Origin of the sequence: Candidatus Chryseobacterium colombiense, from assembly GCA_029203185.1 — a bacterium.
In the GTDB taxonomy this organism is placed as follows: domain Bacteria; phylum Bacteroidota; class Bacteroidia; order Flavobacteriales; family Weeksellaceae; genus Chryseobacterium; species Chryseobacterium colombiense.
This window is the reverse complement of sequence record CP119310.1, coordinates 3,843,054-3,858,732: the sequence shown is the minus strand read 5'-3', so window position 1 is coordinate 3,858,732 and position 15,679 is coordinate 3,843,054. Positions and strand designations below refer to the sequence as shown.

Annotated in this window: 13 protein-coding genes; 3 read left to right on the top strand and 10 right to left on the bottom strand. The window is 35.3% G+C overall.

Features of this window, described 5'->3' with window-relative positions:
* Nucleotides 1-133 precede the first annotated feature (133 nt).
* Nucleotides 134-868, top strand: a complete 735-nt coding sequence (locus tag P0Y62_17565; GenBank protein ID WEK69612.1) for an SDR family oxidoreductase — start codon at nucleotides 134-136, stop codon at nucleotides 866-868.
* A 221-nt stretch (nucleotides 869-1,089) separates the two neighbouring features.
* Here P0Y62_17565 and P0Y62_17560 read toward each other — a convergent pair whose 3' ends face one another.
* From P0Y62_17560 to P0Y62_17535, 6 genes are all read right to left on the bottom strand, one after another.
* Nucleotides 1,090-1,776 (bottom strand): hypothetical protein, encoded by a 687-nt coding sequence (locus P0Y62_17560; GenBank protein ID WEK69611.1) that lies wholly within the window; start codon nucleotides 1,774-1,776, stop codon nucleotides 1,090-1,092.
* A gap of 88 nt (nucleotides 1,777-1,864) precedes the next feature.
* Nucleotides 1,865-3,397 (bottom strand): M20/M25/M40 family metallo-hydrolase, encoded by a 1,533-nt coding sequence (locus P0Y62_17555; protein WEK69610.1) that lies wholly within the window; start codon nucleotides 3,395-3,397, stop codon nucleotides 1,865-1,867.
* A gap of 179 nt (nucleotides 3,398-3,576) precedes the next feature.
* Nucleotides 3,577-5,025 (bottom strand): efflux transporter outer membrane subunit, encoded by a 1,449-nt coding sequence (locus P0Y62_17550; GenBank protein ID WEK69609.1) that lies wholly within the window; start codon nucleotides 5,023-5,025, stop codon nucleotides 3,577-3,579.
* Nucleotides 5,006-8,197 carry an efflux RND transporter permease subunit gene (locus P0Y62_17545; GenBank protein ID WEK69608.1) on the bottom strand — a complete coding sequence of 1,064 codons (3,192 nt, stop codon included), beginning with the start codon at nucleotides 8,195-8,197 and terminating at the stop codon, nucleotides 5,006-5,008. Before P0Y62_17545 ends, P0Y62_17550 begins: the two co-directional genes overlap by 20 nt.
* An 88-nt stretch (nucleotides 8,198-8,285) precedes the next feature.
* A complete protein-coding gene (locus tag P0Y62_17540; protein WEK69607.1) occupies nucleotides 8,286-9,371 on the bottom strand; it encodes an efflux RND transporter periplasmic adaptor subunit in 1,086 nt (361 codons plus the stop codon).
* A gap of 134 nt (nucleotides 9,372-9,505) precedes the next feature.
* Nucleotides 9,506-9,895 carry a hypothetical protein gene (locus P0Y62_17535; protein ID WEK69606.1) on the bottom strand — a complete coding sequence of 130 codons (390 nt, stop codon included), beginning with the start codon at nucleotides 9,893-9,895 and terminating at the stop codon, nucleotides 9,506-9,508.
* A gap of 381 nt (nucleotides 9,896-10,276) precedes the next feature.
* Between P0Y62_17535 and P0Y62_17530 the strand changes: the two genes are divergently transcribed.
* Both P0Y62_17530 and P0Y62_17525 read left to right on the top strand, forming a co-directional pair.
* Nucleotides 10,277-10,672 (top strand): hypothetical protein, encoded by a 396-nt coding sequence (locus tag P0Y62_17530; GenBank protein ID WEK69605.1) that lies wholly within the window; start codon nucleotides 10,277-10,279, stop codon nucleotides 10,670-10,672.
* A 27-nt stretch (nucleotides 10,673-10,699) separates the two neighbouring features.
* A complete protein-coding gene (locus P0Y62_17525; protein ID WEK69604.1) occupies nucleotides 10,700-11,131 on the top strand; it encodes an META domain-containing protein in 432 nt (143 codons plus the stop codon).
* 55 nt (nucleotides 11,132-11,186) lie between these two features.
* On the opposite strand, the gene P0Y62_17520 is transcribed toward P0Y62_17525, so the two are convergent.
* The 4 genes from P0Y62_17520 to gldL all read right to left on the bottom strand — a co-directional run bounded on the left by P0Y62_17520 (nucleotide 11,187) and on the right by gldL (nucleotide 15,637).
* The gene (locus P0Y62_17520; protein ID WEK69603.1) at nucleotides 11,187-12,224 is read right to left on the bottom strand and encodes an FAD-dependent oxidoreductase; all 1,038 of its coding nucleotides are present in this window, start codon (nucleotides 12,222-12,224) and stop codon (nucleotides 11,187-11,189) included.
* Between the two features lie 127 nt (nucleotides 12,225-12,351).
* A complete protein-coding gene (gldN, locus tag P0Y62_17515; protein ID WEK69602.1) occupies nucleotides 12,352-13,290 on the bottom strand; it encodes a gliding motility protein GldN in 939 nt (312 codons plus the stop codon).
* Nucleotides 13,291-13,308: 18 nt separating this feature from the next.
* Nucleotides 13,309-14,895 carry a gliding motility protein GldM gene (gldM, locus tag P0Y62_17510; protein WEK69601.1) on the bottom strand — a complete coding sequence of 529 codons (1,587 nt, stop codon included), beginning with the start codon at nucleotides 14,893-14,895 and terminating at the stop codon, nucleotides 13,309-13,311.
* A 52-nt stretch (nucleotides 14,896-14,947) separates the two neighbouring features.
* On the bottom strand, nucleotides 14,948-15,637 hold the full coding sequence (gldL, locus tag P0Y62_17505) for a gliding motility protein GldL (protein WEK69600.1): 690 nt from the start codon (nucleotides 15,635-15,637) through the stop codon (nucleotides 14,948-14,950).
* Nucleotides 15,638-15,679 lie beyond the last annotated feature (42 nt).

Below are 15,679 nucleotides of genomic sequence, written 5' to 3'. Positions count from 1 at the left end.
TTTAGTTACAAAGTTACTAAAATAAATTTATTCATTTTAAATTTGCATCGTTAAAAGAAATCGATTTCAACAACAAAGAGATTCAAAAAGTCTCAGATTAAAAATTAATTTTCAATCATTTAAAATTTTAAAAATGAATTTCACAAATAAAAATGTAGTGATTACAGGCGGAAGTGCAGGAATTGGATTAGCAACCGCAGAAATATTTATTGGAAAAGGAGCAAATGTTTTGATAACAGGAAGAAATGCCGATAGTCTGAATACTGCATCACTGAAAATCAACAGCCCTAAATTAAAAACCTTGGCGTCTGATATTTCTAAAATGACAGACATTGCAACATTGGAAAAAGGAGTTGCAGAAAGTGGAAACAAAGTTGATGTACTTATATTAAACGCAGGAATTGCAAAGCAATATTCAATCGAAGAAACAACCGAGGAAGTGTTTGATGATTTGTTTAATATCAATGTGAAAGGATTATTCTTTACGTTGCAAAAACTAATTCCGCATTTAGCAGAAGGAGCGTCTGTTATTCTTATTTCGTCCGGAGTTTCTGTGAGCGGATATGCACAAATGGGAGCTTATGCCGCAACAAAAAGTGCAGTTGATGCAATTGCACGCACGGCAGCAACAGAATTGGCAGACAGAAAAATCCGGGTAAATACTGTAGCTCCCGGATTAACCGATACACCCATGAATCAGCAAACACCGGAACATATTAAAACGGCTATTGCTGCAGCAGTTCCGCTCAAAAGAATCGGAGAGGCAGAAGAAATAGCAAATGCTATTGTTTTCTTAGCATCTGACGAAGCTTCTTATATTTCAGGCTCATACCTGTCAGTGGACGGAGGGGTAACAATTCGCAGATAACAAAATAATAAACGACATCCTTTGGTGATGTCGTTTAATGATTTACCGGATACATAAATGCTGATTTTATTAATGCATCTTCTTCTGTCATATATCGGAAATCGTCATTAAAAACCTTAAAAATCCCAGCCAAAAGACTGGGATTTTCGTTTGAAAACAGAACCAACTAATTTTCAAACTACAATTTAGTTATTAGTTATATGAATGTTTAGGTTTAAAAATTAATTACAGATGGTTAAAAACTGATTATTCATCTGTACTTTAAATTTGGCTTCGGATTTTAATTTTGAATACATCATATGCTCAAAAGCCTGAACTTCTTTTAATTTTCCGTCTATAAATTCCGCAATCTGGACTACCGAAAAAATAAAGTCTCTATATACCGCAATATCAACAGTTTTTCCGGAAACCGGAAGATAAACTTTAAGGAATTGAATGGTGGACTGATGCTGGTTATAATTAACACATAATCCCGCCCCGTCTCTGAAAGTAATCACTTCGTAGTCATTAATAAAATCAAGGATACTACTCTTACTATTATTCTTGGCAATATGTTGGTTTATTTTATCCAGAATATGCTGTGCATATTCCATCATTGTTATGGTTTTCCACTCAAACAAGTGGTTCATTCCTTTTGAAACATGTTTATTACTATGCTCACAATTGGTACAAAATGAAATTCCTATTTTTTCATGGTAAGGAAAAAAACAGTCTTTAATCTGAATAGAAGCATCTGCCTGAAGTTTATCTTTAGCAAAATTGTAATACAGATAAGGACTATATACATTGACCAGCTGTTTTAAATAATCAACTTCACAGGTGTTATGATAGGCCTCAAACCATTTTTCAAGATTATTGTAATAATGAGTTTCAAATTCTTTATAGGTAAGATAAAACGGTAGTTCCATAGCTTTGTCATTTTGATATCACAAAACTATTCTGCTGAAGCGACAAAACTTGACGCATTAAAATACCCGTCAAAAAAATTTAAAATTCTTACTTATCGTAATTTTTCATAATGAATTCAAAGTAATGAATCATCCTAAGATAGTTTTCAATAGTGATGTATTCATTCGTACTGTGAATGCTTTGCTGTTCAAAACCATTAATTTTAATTGGCATAAACCGATAAATATGGTTGCTAACAATCTGATATTTGTAAGCATCTGTACCTCCTACTGTAAGATAAGGGGTAACGACAGCATCAGGATAAATTTGTTTCACACTCTCCTGAATCATTTTATAAGCACGGGTATTTGTAGAAGAAACCGCAGAAGCTTCACGGGTATTATCAATTTCTTCCACTTCCACATCAAAACCTTCGGTAGCTTTGGCAATATGATCTTTGACCTCTTTAACGGAATTCCCCGGAAGCAATCTAAAATTAACAACAAATTCCACTTCCGGAGAAAGAACATTTGTTCCGTCACTTCCCTTCATCATCGTAAGTGCGGTAGTAGTTCTTAATAAAGCATTCGTTGTGTTATTTTTTGTAAGCTGTGAAAGCAATACGGGTTTAAGAAGCCAAGCATTTGCAATGGCCATTCTGTTTACAAAAGACATCCCTCCTCCTACATTATTAAAAAATTCCTGCATTAAAGGCGTAATCATAGGCTTCATCTGATCTTTCTCAAGTCGCTGCATAATGATCGCAGCTTTACCAATTGCACTTTCTATTGGAGGCATAGAAGAATGTCCTCCCAATCCTTTTACTTTTATTTTAGCAGAAAGAAAACCTTTTTCCGCACAGCCTACAACAGCAACATCATTGTTGATTCCTGCCACATTTCCTTTTTCTAAAATGAGACCTCCTTCATCGTAAACCGCATCAAATTTTAAACCTAGCTTTTTAAAATGTTCTGCAATTTGTGTTGCCCCCTTTTTTCCACCTACTTCTTCATCGAAACCAAAAGCAAGATAAATATCTCGTTCAGGTATTATTTTATTTTTAATGATATTATTTGCAGATTCCATTAAAGAGAAAAGCATCCCTTTCATATCTATAGTTCCTCTACCATAAATTTTACCATTGGCGATTGCTCCTGAAAACGGACCATACTCCCAGTCTTTTGCTACTTTGGATACACTTGGAGTTGGTTGATCATTAAGCTGATTGATATTTTCATTCTTATTGATCACATCCGCATCTCCCGGAGGAACAACATCAATATGTGATAAAAATAGTATCGGAGCTAAAGAACTGTTTTTTCCTTTTATTTTAAATACTAATGCATATGTATTAATTTCATAGTTTTCGGTATTTTGATATACCAAAGGATAAGATTCTTTTAAGTAGCTCTTAAATTTTTCAAACGGAGTATAATCAAAATCTCCTAATTCCCCTGTAGAAACTGTAGGTATCCGTATTCCTCCCGACAAATGCTGAACTGCAGAATCATTACGCACAGGGCTCCAAGCTTTTTCAACGGAAGCTTCATTTTTTTTAAATGGATAAGTGAGGGTTCTAATTATTAGGAAAATAACTAAGAGTACAATTACGGCTAAGAGAAGTAATAGTATTTTTTTCATGATAATCGGTTTGGCAAATAAATATACGAAAACCCTTTTCATAATTGATATATAGAGAGCCAAATTAACACCCAACAACTCATATTCGTTTTAAAATTGCATTCTCATTTTTCTTTAATACAGCAAAAGAGACCGCCAATACGGCGGTCTCCCAAAATAAAACATTAAGGATTTACAAATCACTTCCAGCCTCCGCCTAAGCTCTTGTAAATATCTACAACTGTACTCAGCTGTTTCTGTTTTGCTTCAACCAGTTCCATTTTTGCATCCAAGGCATCTCTCTGGTTCAGAAGAACTTCCAGATAATCTGCTCTTGAATTTCTAAACAACTGATTAGCAATATCTATTGATTTCTCCAAAGTCTGTGTTTCTTCAGACTTCAGTTTATAATACTGATCAATATTTTTCACTTTAGACATTAAATTGGCAACATCTAAATAGGCATTCAAAATCGCTTTATCATATTCATACAAAGCCTGAATCTGTTTAGCATCTGCCGTCTGGAAATTCGCTTTAATTGCACTTTTATTAATAAGTGGTCCAGCTAGTTCACCTGCTAAATTGTAAGCGATTGATTCCGGCATTTTCACTAAATAAGAAGGCTTAAACGCTTCTAGTCCCAATGTTGCCGAGATTTCCAACGAAGGATAAAACTCTTTTCTTGCTGCTTCGACATCTAATTTTGATGATTTCAATTCCAATTCCGCTTGTTTGATATCAGGACGGTTAGCCAACAATTGCGACGGAATTCCCGTATACACCGTTTGTGGAATCGTAGTCATAAAATCTTCCTTTGTTCTTACAATCGGTTGTGGAAAACGACCGCAAAGCGCATTGATTTCATTCTCCTTTTCGGTAATTTCCTGACGGATTGTATATTCTGTCGCTTTAGATTTGGCCAGCTCAGCTTCGAATTTTTTCACCGCCAATTCAGTTGCAGCCGCAGCTTCTTTCTGAATTTTTGAAATTTCCAGAGCTTTTTGCTGAAGCTTGATATACTGCTGAATAATATCCAGCTGATTATCCAAAGCAAGCAACTCATAATAACTGTTGGCAACTTCTTCAATCAAGTTGGAAAGAACAAAATTCTTTCCTTCTACCGTCGAAAGATAATGTGCCACAGCAGATTCTTTCTCTGTTCTTAGTTTTTTCCAGATATCGATTTCCCAGTTGGCCATCAAACCACCTTCAAAATTCGCAAGCGGATCCGGCATTTCTTTTCCGGGTTTGATTTCAGTCGTTGCGTCACCAGCTCCTTCACTTGTATAGCGTCCTGCTTTTTTTATACCCGCTCCGATTCCTGCAGAAACGGTAGGGGCTAATCTCCCTTTTTTAGCTAAAACACCACTTTTTGCAATTTCTATTTCCTGCAAAGTGATCATGAGTTCCTGATTGTTCTTTAATGCAGTTTCAATTAATGCAACTAAGTTAGGATCAGTAAAAAATTGTCTCCAGGGCGTTGTTCCGCTATTGTTATTAGCATCTGACTGCTCTTCCTGGTTAAAGTTTTGAGGAATATTTTCTTTTACCTCATCTTTTATAACGGTTGCCATAGGCGCCTTACAACTTGCTAAAACAAGGGATAAGGCAATGGCTGATAGTATGCTTTTAGTCTTCAAATTTTCCATCGTGTTCGTAAGGTTCTGTTTGTTCTGTTAAAGGATTTTCTTCTTCATATCTGGCCAATCTCGATTTATCGGCGATTGTTCCGAAGATATAATACAATCCAGGGATAATCATCAATCCGAAAATAGTTCCGATCAACATTCCTCCTGCTGCTGCTGTACCAATTGTTCGGTTACCTATTGCACCCGGTCCTGTTGCCATTACCAATGGAATCAAACCTGCAATAAATGCAAAAGATGTCATCAAAATCGGACGGAAACGGATCGCCGCACCTTCAATCGCAGCCTGCGCTACCGGAATTCCTTCTTCCGCCTTTTTCTGAACTGCAAATTCTACGATCAATACAGCATTTTTACCCAAAAGACCAATCAACATCACCATTGCTACCTGAGCATAAATGTTGTTTTCTAATCCTAATAATTTCAAACATAAGAAAGCTCCGAAAATACCCGTCGGCAAAGATAAAATTACCGGCAACGGAAGAATGAAACTTTCATACTGTGCAGAAAGAATTAAATAAACGAATCCTAAACACACTAAAAAGATAAATATCGCTTCATTTCCACGACTTACCTCATCTTTGGAAATACCCGCCCAGTCGATACCGAAACCTCTCGGAAGCGTTTTGTCCGCCACCTCTTTGATCGCCTGAATCGCTTGTCCGGAACTATATCCCGGTGCAGGAGTTCCACTTACCTCAGATGAGTTATACATATTATGTCTTGTGATCTCTGATAAACCGTAAACCTTTTCCAAATGCATAAAGTCTGAGTATGGAACCATCTGATCCTTATTATTTTTAACATATAATTTCAATAGATCCGTCGGCAATGCACGATACTGAGGTCCAGCCTGAACAATTACTTTATATGGTCTGTCGAAACGGATGAAACTCGTTTCATAGTTGGAACCAATTAACGTTGATAAATTGTCCATTGCGTTTTCGATCGTTACTCCTTTTTGCTCGGCAAGTTCATTATCTACTTTCAACATATACTGAGGGAAACTCGCAGAATAGAATGTAAATGCAGAACCAAGCTCAGGTCGTTTTTTCAGTTCCTTCACAAAGTCGTTACTCACCTGTTCCATTTTGTGATAATCTCCACTTCCTGCTTTATCGAGCAAGCGAAGCTCAAAACCACCTGCTGCTCCATAACCCGGAATTGACGGCGGCTGGAAAAATTCTATATTAGCACCCGGAATATTTTTAGCTTTCTCCTCCAGTTTTTCTATGATTTCCGCAGCGGATTCTTTACGGTCTTCCCAACTTTTAAGGTTAATCAAACAAGTACCGGAGTTGGAACCTGTACCTTCTGTAAGGATTTCATAACCTGCCAATGAAGAAACAGACTGTACTCCATCAATATCTTCAGATTCTCTCAATAATTCTCTTGCAATCTGGTTTGTTCTTTCTAATGTAGAACCCGGTGGTGTCTGAATAATCGCATAGATCATCCCTTGATCTTCCGCAGGAATAAATCCTGATGGAAGTGAGTTACTCAGGAAGAATGTAGCAGCACAGAACGCTAATAATAAAGGTAAAGTGATCGTTTTTTTCTTTACCGTTTTATTCAACATTCCTTCATATTTATTCGCTCCTTTTGTAAATAATCCGTTGAATTTATCTAAGAAAATAGTAATAGGTGTTCTTCTCTTAGCTTTTCCGTGGTTATTTTTTAAGATTAAAGCACATAAAGCCGGAGTCAGCGTTAAAGCCACAACCCCTGAAAGGATAATCGCAGAAGCCATTGTAATGGAAAACTGACGATAGAAAACCCCAACCGGACCTGACATAAACGCAATCGGAATGAATACGGACGCCATTACCAAAGTGATCGCAATAATCGCTCCGCTGATCTCATGCATAGCTTCTTCTGTTGCTTTTAATGGAGATAAATGTTTCTCCTCCATCTTGGCGTGAACGGCTTCAATTACCACAATCGCATCATCCACTACAACCCCAATCGCCATTACGAGAGCAAAGAGCGAGATCATATTTAATGTAATTCCAAAAGCAGACATGATAGCAAATGTCCCTACCAATGAAACAGGAACCGCTAAGGCCGGAATCAATGTTGAGCGCCAGTCGCCCAAGAACAAGAATACCACAATGGCTACCAGAACGAAAGCCTCAAATAGTGTGTGAACTACTTTTTCGATTGAAGCATCCAGGAATCTCGATACGTCATAGCTGATGTCGTAGTGCATTCCTTTTGGGAAGGTTGTTTTCTGCAATTCAGCCATCAAAGATTTTACGTTTTTGATAACGTCACTTGCATTGGAACCGTAGGATTGTTTTACCGTGATCGCTGCAGAAGGCTTACCATTCAATGTAGAATAAATATCATACATCGAAGAACCGAATTCAATATCTGCAACATCTTTTAATCTGATAAATTCTCCCCCTGGTTTTGCTTTAAGGATTATATTTCCGTAGTCCTTTTCATTATTGAAACGACCCGGATATTTTAAAATATATTCAAATGACTGCGAACGCTTTCCGGAACTTTCCCCCGTTTTACCAGGAGATGCTTCCAAACTCTGCTGATTCAAAGCTTCCATTACTTCATCTGCCGAAATACTGTAAGCTGTTAATCTGTCAGGTTTTAGCCAGATACGCATTGCATATTCTCTTGTTCCCAAGATATCTGCGAAACCGACACCACCAACTCTTCTCAATTCAGACATCACGTTGATATCCGCATAGTTGAAAAGGAATTTTTGGTCAGCTTTAGGATCATCACTATACAAGTTAATGTACATCAACATATTGGGTTCTTCACGGGTAATCTTTACCCCTTCACGAACTACCAACGGCGGCAATTTATTTACAACCGAAGATACACGGTTTTGCACGTTTACAGCTGCCACGTTCGGATCGGTTCCCAAATCGAAAACCACCTGAATAGAAGCTTCCCCGTCGTTTCCGGCATCGGAAGTCATATATTTCATTCCCGGTACACCATTTAAACCTCTTTCCAACGGAATAACTACGGACTTGATCAACAATTCGTTGTTGGCCCCCGGATATTCTGCGGTGATGTTTACTTTTGGCGGTGAAATCGACGGGAACTGTGTAATCGGCAATTTAGTCAGGGACAAAACTCCCATAAATACGATAATCAAAGAGATTACGATAGACAGAACAGGTCTGCGAATGAATTTCTTAAACATAAAATAATATAAATTATTATTGATGAATGATAAATGATGAGTTTGAACCGTTTTATACGATCAATTATCGCTTATCAATTATCGTATTCTACTCTGCTTTTAATTTTAATGATTGAAGAACTTTTTTCGGATCCTGAGCTTTAACCTGAACTTTCTGATCATCTTTCACTTTCTGAACTCCTTCCAATAAGATTTTATCTCCTGTTGCAAGACCTGAGGCTACAACATATACATCCGGAAGTTCATAAGCTATCTTTATATTTCTGGATTTTGCCACTCCGTTTTTATCCACTACGAAAACATATTTCTGGTCCTGAATTTCGTAAGTTGCTTTTTGTGGAATAATTAAAGCGTTTTTCAATGGCAAAGTCATTCTTACTTTTCCTGTTTCCCCATTTCTTAATAATTTGTCAGGATTCGGGAATTTTGCTCTGAAGGCAATGTTTCCTGTTTCATTATCAAATTCTCCCGTAATCGTCTCAACTTCACCTTTTTGAGGAAACAAATCTCCGTTTGCCATTAATAGACCTACCTGATTACTTCCTCTTGAGGATACATTTCTTTGATAGTTAAGATATTCCGGCTCCGATACATTGAAATAAGTGTACATATTTGTATTATCGGAAAGAGACGTCAACAAATCTCCTTCATCCACCAAACTTCCCAATCTCAAAGGCAATCTGTTGATAATCCCTGAAAACGGAGCTTTAATGTCTGTAAATGACAAGTGGATCTGTGCTAATTTTGCTTCTGCATTTGCTGCATCCAACTTAGCTTTGGCCATTGCTCTTTCGTTTTTGGAAACGATGTTGTTGCTGGCCAATGTACTTGCATTTTTCAGTTCAATCGTGGCTTGGGCAACTTCTGCCTGAGCTTTCAGTAATTCCGCCTGATACAATTTGGGCATAATTCTGAACAATGTCTGTCCCTGATGAACAAACTGACCTTCGTCCACAAAGATTTTCTCAAGGAAACCTTTCTCCTGTGCACGAACTTCAATGTTCTTTACAGATCTGATCTGCGCTACGTACTCTTTGTCAATCACCGTATCCATTACTACCGGAAAGGTTACGGGATAAATTGTAGCTTCTTCTTTCTCTTCTTTTTTCTTGTTACAACCTGTGAACAATAAAAGACTGCTTAGCGCAATGCTTGCGACAACTCTTTTAATCATAATTTCTAGAGTTTATGTAAATCGTTAATGTTTTAATATGAAAATGGTAATAAGAGAATATACGGTGTAATGATTACCAACAAATACAACGCATAACATTCCTGCTGAAAGAATCAACAGCAACCTAAAGAGTTTTAAATTCTGATAGAACGGATCAGAATGAATCTTTTCACTGAGGAAAAGTCTGATAAAAAGCCTTGAATAGTAGGCTTAAGCTTTTTGAAACTTTTTAAACCAAAAATATATACCAACGTAAATACACTGGCAAAAACAACCATCGCCTGAAAAGTATCTGATAGTTGAAAATCATCTTCCGTAAGTTCTAATGAATAAGCATTGCTTAGATCATCTGGAGTCTGCTGGATCGAAAGTTTTTCGTAAGTCTGGTTAAGTCGGTTTGCTTTTTTAGGTAAATGATGAGAAGAATGGGTATAGTCGTTTTTTAAAGTTTTGACATTAATCTTGCTTTCTACAACAAATAGCAGAAAAAGACTGGTCAAAAAGTATACTATATACGTTCTCATAATTTGAAGGCACAAATGTAAGTCTTAGTTCCTATACATCTTGAAACAATTTCATGATAAATGGCATATATTAACAATATTTAACTTTCCTTTAAATATGCTGAATAGCAATTGAGGTAATCCAACCCTTTAAAACTCTATCTATAAAATTATTTTTTTCATTTTGATTTTCAGTATTTTAAATTTTAAATTATATAAAAAAGCTTCAACCATCTAAGAAATAACAAAAAAATAGAGAAACTATGAGATATTTAAAAAATGTAAATTCCTCTAATTTTAAAAACAACTCTATAATTTATAATAAATTAACAATTTTTACCCAGAAAAACAATAACTTTGCCAAACAAATCACACCAATGAAACACGCAAAAACAAATTATTATGAAAAAAAAGATTCTATTTTCACTATTCTTCATTTTTATCCTCACCGCCATTTCATGTAAGCATTCTACAAAAGAAAATGAAGTCGTAGCTATAAAACCTTCCACCGAAACAGCTAAAGACAGTATTACACGAGCCACTTTCGTAGATGATTTTGGAGATCAGATGGAAGTGATGATCAATCATACTCAAAGTACAGCCAAGGTATTTCTTGACGGCAAAACATATGAGGTAAAAAAAGTCGATGAGCTGCCGGAATATACTGCAGCCAACGGTGAATATCAATATTCCGATATTCATGGAAATATAACATTTCTAAAAAAGGATGCAGATATGGTTTTGTTTCATTATAAGAAGAATAAAGAAAATGGCCAGACAAAAATGGCTTCTTACTAACACCATTCAATTTAAAACTCTATTACTATGAAAAATCTGTACAACTACATTATTATTTTTTTCTTATCAATATTTCTTTTTTCCTGTAATACGGCGAAACAGTCGTCTAAAAGTGATATTACCGGAAAAACATGGAAGCTTACTGAACTTAACGGAAAACCCATCCAGCTTAAAAATCCTAAGAATAATCCTTATTTCAAACTCAACACAAGCAATATGAGATATGAAGGAAATGCCGGATGCAACGGGATAGGAGGAACCTTTGAAATAAAACAGGATATTATGCGTATAAAATTCAACCAGGGAATGTCTACAATGATGGCTTGTGAAGATCTGGAAACTGAACAATTATTTTCTAAAGCTCTGTTAGCTGCAGACAACTATTCTGTAAATGGTAATACTCTTACTCTAAATAAGGCAAGAATGGCTCCTTTAGCCAAGTTTGTTCTCAGCAATTAAACACAATTTATATATAGTAAAATATCGAGACATTAGTGCCTCGATATTTTTTATTTTAATTTATGAATCTGTCCATGTTTACTTCAGAAGGCAATGGAGAATTGTTTTCTAAAAAATCATATAAGACTTTAGAAAAATAACAACCATTTAATATTCCTCTTGCCCCTAATCCGTTAAACACAAGCAGATTTGAATACTTAGAATGAACTCCAATAATAGGCCTCCTATCTTTTACGGTAGGCCGAAATCCGAAATTGACTTCTTTTATTTCAAAATCATGGGGATAAAACTCAGCTAAACCATTTGTTAGTTGCTGTATCGCAGAATCATCTATATGACTATGAAGCTGCTCCCGGTCATAGGTACCACCATAAAAATATAAATCATTCTCTAATGGGAATAAAAAATGTTTCTTTTTAATTGTAATATTCTGGACTAAGGATTTTGACAGCTTCACCCTTATATGATGCCCTTTATTTGCATTTACGGGAATATCTGAGAAAAAAGGATTCTCCTTCACTCCCATTCCTTCACAAAAAATAATCTTTTTAAAGTTAAACTCTTTATAAATAGATTCTTCACTGTTAACTTTTGAATAATCAAATTTTTCTTTGATCAATTGTGACTTTTTTTCAAGAAAATCAAATACACCCTTGAAAAATCCATTAACATTAAGTCTTGCAGATTGATTTACCTTTCCTGTACTAAAGTCGTTTTTTACCACTTCTATGTGCTCAAAATTTTTATCTAAAAAACTATTGAGATCTGCATTTTCAGATTTTTTCAGCCAAAGTTTCTGCTCATTCTCGTCATGAAAAATTCTGTGGATAGGTGCATCTATTAAATAATTCTCTCCTGTATAAGCTTTAATCTCTTTTAAAGAATTATGCAGAAAATCTATTTGCTCCTGAGCTTTCCAAAAAGTAGTAAATTTCTTTAAAACCACAGGATTAACAATTCCTGCAGAAACCTGTGAAGCACTTTTTCTTCCTTCAGAGAACATCACAAAAGATTTATTGTTTTTAATCAATTGATGTACTAAAAAAACACCTGCATATCCGTCCCCTACAATTATATAATCAACTTTTTTCATATTCAGTCTTCTTAAAGATTCTTATAGACTGCATCACCAATTTCCTTTTTATCAATAAGGATGTGATATCAGAACAAAAAAACCTGAGTAAAAATACTCAGGTTTTTTATATGAATCAAATGAAATATTAATAATTCCACAATTCGTTTTCCATTTCAAGAATCTGTCCTTTAATTCTATCACTTTCTTCAATTTGTTCTTCAGCATTTCTAGGAACATAATCCTTAATATTTCCGTCTCCTAAACCGCTTGATGATTTATAAATTACAGAAGAAAATCTTCTTGCATTGATGATATCATCGAAAGACAAATCAGCAGCTGAATTTTTTCTGTTGAAAACATAATTATTTGCTAAAATATCTCTTGCTTTTGGATAGTATACCCAGAATAGATCGATCAATTCGTCTTTACCAGCAATTGCTTTTCCTTCAGCATCATATACACCTTGAACAGCAGGGTCAGGTCCCATTGCAGCAATACCAAGAGGTCTGTATTTCATTTGACCATCTCTCTTGTCAATGAACCACATACCCATGATTTTCAACATTTTAACTTTATCAGTCGTTGTTTGAAAATAATCCGTATATTCCTTTTTTTCTTGTTCAGTTAATTGTCTTCCAGACTGTAAAATATCAATTGCAGCATCATTTAAGACTACTTTTTCAAGTCTTTTTTTGATTCCTTCAGGAGAAAGTTTTGTAGTGAAATCCTCATCATCATATACTTCTTCTATTTGACCGCTCAATGCAGCATCTAATAGTATTTGATATAGAGATCTTGTATTTTTAGACAAAAGGCTGTTAGGATTATCATAATAGAATGGCTGATTAATTTTATCATTCAAATCAATGATTTCCCAAACATACATACCTTTTAAGATGTCTTTATCATCTACAAATCCGTATTCTAGTGGCTTTACTTTATTGCTTATAACAGTATCTCCCACTTTTCTCATATTTTCAGCTCTCATCTGTCTGAACTCTTCCGGAGAAGAAGCATTTAGAATAGACTGAGATAGTGCAAACCCAGAAACTAAAACTAAAAGACTGCTAATATATTTTTTCATAATAATTGCTATTTAAACTTATGGAACATGTATAATAATTGGAGTAATTCTCTTAATAGGCCCTTCCAATCCTTGAGCTGTTGCCTTTATTTCAATAATTGATACATCGTCACCAGATCTTACATTTTTCAATAGACCAGCTGCTTCTTGTAATGAATTTCCTTTTACAAGCATTGCTGCTCTTCCCGGAACTCTAACCATGAATTCGGTTACAGTAAATGTTACAGGGAAATCAAAATCAGGAATTGCAGCCTGAACAGTTTGATTCTGAATAGATTGAGCCGGCATTGTCAATACATTTTGTCCTCTCATTTGTCCTTGAGGTGGCGGTACATTTTTAATTCTATATTCGAATACTTGAGATACAGATTTACCACTAGGTTCTGTACCAGACAATGTCAATTTAACAACATTTCCAGCTTGTGGCTTCACAATCCACTTACCTGGACCAGTACTTCTTACCAATGCACCAGGGGCAGATAATGTAAGTTTAGAATTATCAGCACCTAAGATCGATCCAGATACCGGATTTTCCAATCCTCTATACATTACATTCATCTTATCAGCAGAAAGCAATAATCCTTTTTCAAGTTTTACTTCTTGTGGACCTGCAATTACATTATAAGTATGAGTCCAAGTGAAAGGCTGAGCTTTTCCACTAGCATCAGTCAATGTAATTACACCACCAATTTTGTGCTCTCCTAATCCTCCAGTATTTAAAGGAAGAAATCCTTTACCACTTTCCTGTCTGCTAACACCACTGATGTTAATCTTATTGCTATTAGAGTAGTTACCTAACATTACAACAGCCTCAGCTTTTTTACCTGCAACAACATCAGTAGGAGCAGAAACAATAGCTTCATAACTAGTAAACTTAATACTAGCATCTACTTTTTCCTGAAGCATCAACGCCAATGCATCAGACTGTACGTTTCTTGCATCATTCTGGATAATTCCCAAGTTAGAAATTGCTGCAATAAGCGGCTGGTGATAGAATTTATTCTGAAACCAAGTTTTTCCGTTCGGAGATTTTCCTTGAGGATACTCTGCAATTAAAGAAGTATTTGCTCTTTCAACCAATTTTGCCAACTGTTGACTTCCTCCAAAAGTAGCGTTGATATAATTTCTTACATCATCGATTTTAGCTTTTAATGCTAAAGCTTTTTTTGACGGACTGTTTTCATCTCCTCCATTAAAGAAGTATTCTGTAGTCGCTTCATTATTATTCAGTGCAGAGAAGTTTTCACTTACATCCATATCTTTCCCCTTTTCATCTTTATCGTGGAATTCTGAATGTTTTTTAAGTGTAATTTTTACATCTTCTGCTTCTTTTACTAACTCATCAATTTTATCTCTTAATGTTTGATATTGTGCCCAAGGTTGAGCATAAGTATCCGGAACCTGCTGAGCTTTAGCCTCAAGTGTCTTCTCGAAGATATCTTTATTTTTTTGCTCCGTTAGATTACGGGTTTGGTTAAGAGATACTGTAGAGTCATAAAATGACCTGATAATTTCAACATCAATGTTTAGGGCCATCATCGCGATGAACACCAAATACATTAGGTTGATCATCTTCTGACGTGGAGTCTGTTTTCCTTTTGCCATTCTCTTTTCTTTTGTTTGATTAAATAATTAAAATTTAGAAATGGTTAAGAAATTAAGACTTCATCGCAGTTAACATACCGCCATAAACTCTATTTAAGTTATTTAAATTAGACGTTAAGCCTTGTAACTCTTGGTTGAATTTTTCAGATTGTTCAGCAGATTTTTGCATGTCTTCAACATACTTGTTTGCAAATTCTGATTGTTTCTTTCCGCTTTCCAACTGCATTGCGTAAAGAGCATTCATGCTTTCCATGTGTTGAGCAGCTTTATTCAACTGATCATTATATTTATGAGTAGAAGCAGATACATCAACTGTTTGGTTAATCTGATCTACAGAGTTTGAAAATTTATCGATTCCTGATCTTAATCTGTCAAATAATTGAACATCAAGCTTAGCATCCTGTAACATTTTATCAAGTTTACCAGAAAGAGAGTTTTCAAGTTCCGCCAAATGATTATTATTTCTAGTAGAAACATTAGAATGTAACGGATTAGGATTTGCATGTTTATCTAATAATTCAGGATAAACATTCTCCCAAGCATAAGACTCTTCATTTTTCGGTGGATCGAAGGCAAAAATGATGAAGATAATCGCTTCAGTAATAAGTCCTACTGTAAGAGCAATATTACCATTAATAGGTCCCAATGTAATGTGAGTAATTTTAAGCCAAGCTCCAAGAATTACAATTGCAGCACCGAATGAATAGAAGAAATTCATCCAAGCATCTTTAGTCTTAAACATATAAGTTAGTTTTTTTTAATGTTAGTGTAAATTAGTTTTATT

Bases quoted from the DNA above. Each gene is read 5' to 3' on its own strand.
- P0Y62_17565 (WEK69612.1), top strand. From the start codon at position 134: ATGAATTTCACAAATAAAAATGTAGTGATTACAGGCGGAAGTGCAGGA.
- P0Y62_17560 (WEK69611.1), bottom strand. From the start codon at position 1,776: ATGGAACTACCGTTTTATCTTACCTATAAAGAATTTGAAACTCATTAT.
- P0Y62_17555 (WEK69610.1), bottom strand. From the start codon at position 3,397: ATGAAAAAAATACTATTACTTCTCTTAGCCGTAATTGTACTCTTAGTT.
- P0Y62_17550 (WEK69609.1), bottom strand. From the start codon at position 5,025: ATGGAAAATTTGAAGACTAAAAGCATACTATCAGCCATTGCCTTATCC.
- P0Y62_17545 (WEK69608.1), bottom strand. From the start codon at position 8,197: ATGTTTAAGAAATTCATTCGCAGACCTGTTCTGTCTATCGTAATCTCT.
- P0Y62_17540 (WEK69607.1), bottom strand. From the start codon at position 9,371: ATGATTAAAAGAGTTGTCGCAAGCATTGCGCTAAGCAGTCTTTTATTG.
- P0Y62_17535 (WEK69606.1), bottom strand. From the start codon at position 9,895: ATGAGAACGTATATAGTATACTTTTTGACCAGTCTTTTTCTGCTATTT.
- P0Y62_17530 (WEK69605.1), top strand. From the start codon at position 10,277: ATGAAAAAAAAGATTCTATTTTCACTATTCTTCATTTTTATCCTCACC.
- P0Y62_17525 (WEK69604.1), top strand. From the start codon at position 10,700: ATGAAAAATCTGTACAACTACATTATTATTTTTTTCTTATCAATATTT.
- P0Y62_17520 (WEK69603.1), bottom strand. From the start codon at position 12,224: ATGAAAAAAGTTGATTATATAATTGTAGGGGACGGATATGCAGGTGTT.
- gldN (WEK69602.1), bottom strand. From the start codon at position 13,290: ATGAAAAAATATATTAGCAGTCTTTTAGTTTTAGTTTCTGGGTTTGCA.
- gldM (WEK69601.1), bottom strand. From the start codon at position 14,895: ATGGCAAAAGGAAAACAGACTCCACGTCAGAAGATGATCAACCTAATG.
- gldL (WEK69600.1), bottom strand. From the start codon at position 15,637: ATGTTTAAGACTAAAGATGCTTGGATGAATTTCTTCTATTCATTCGGT.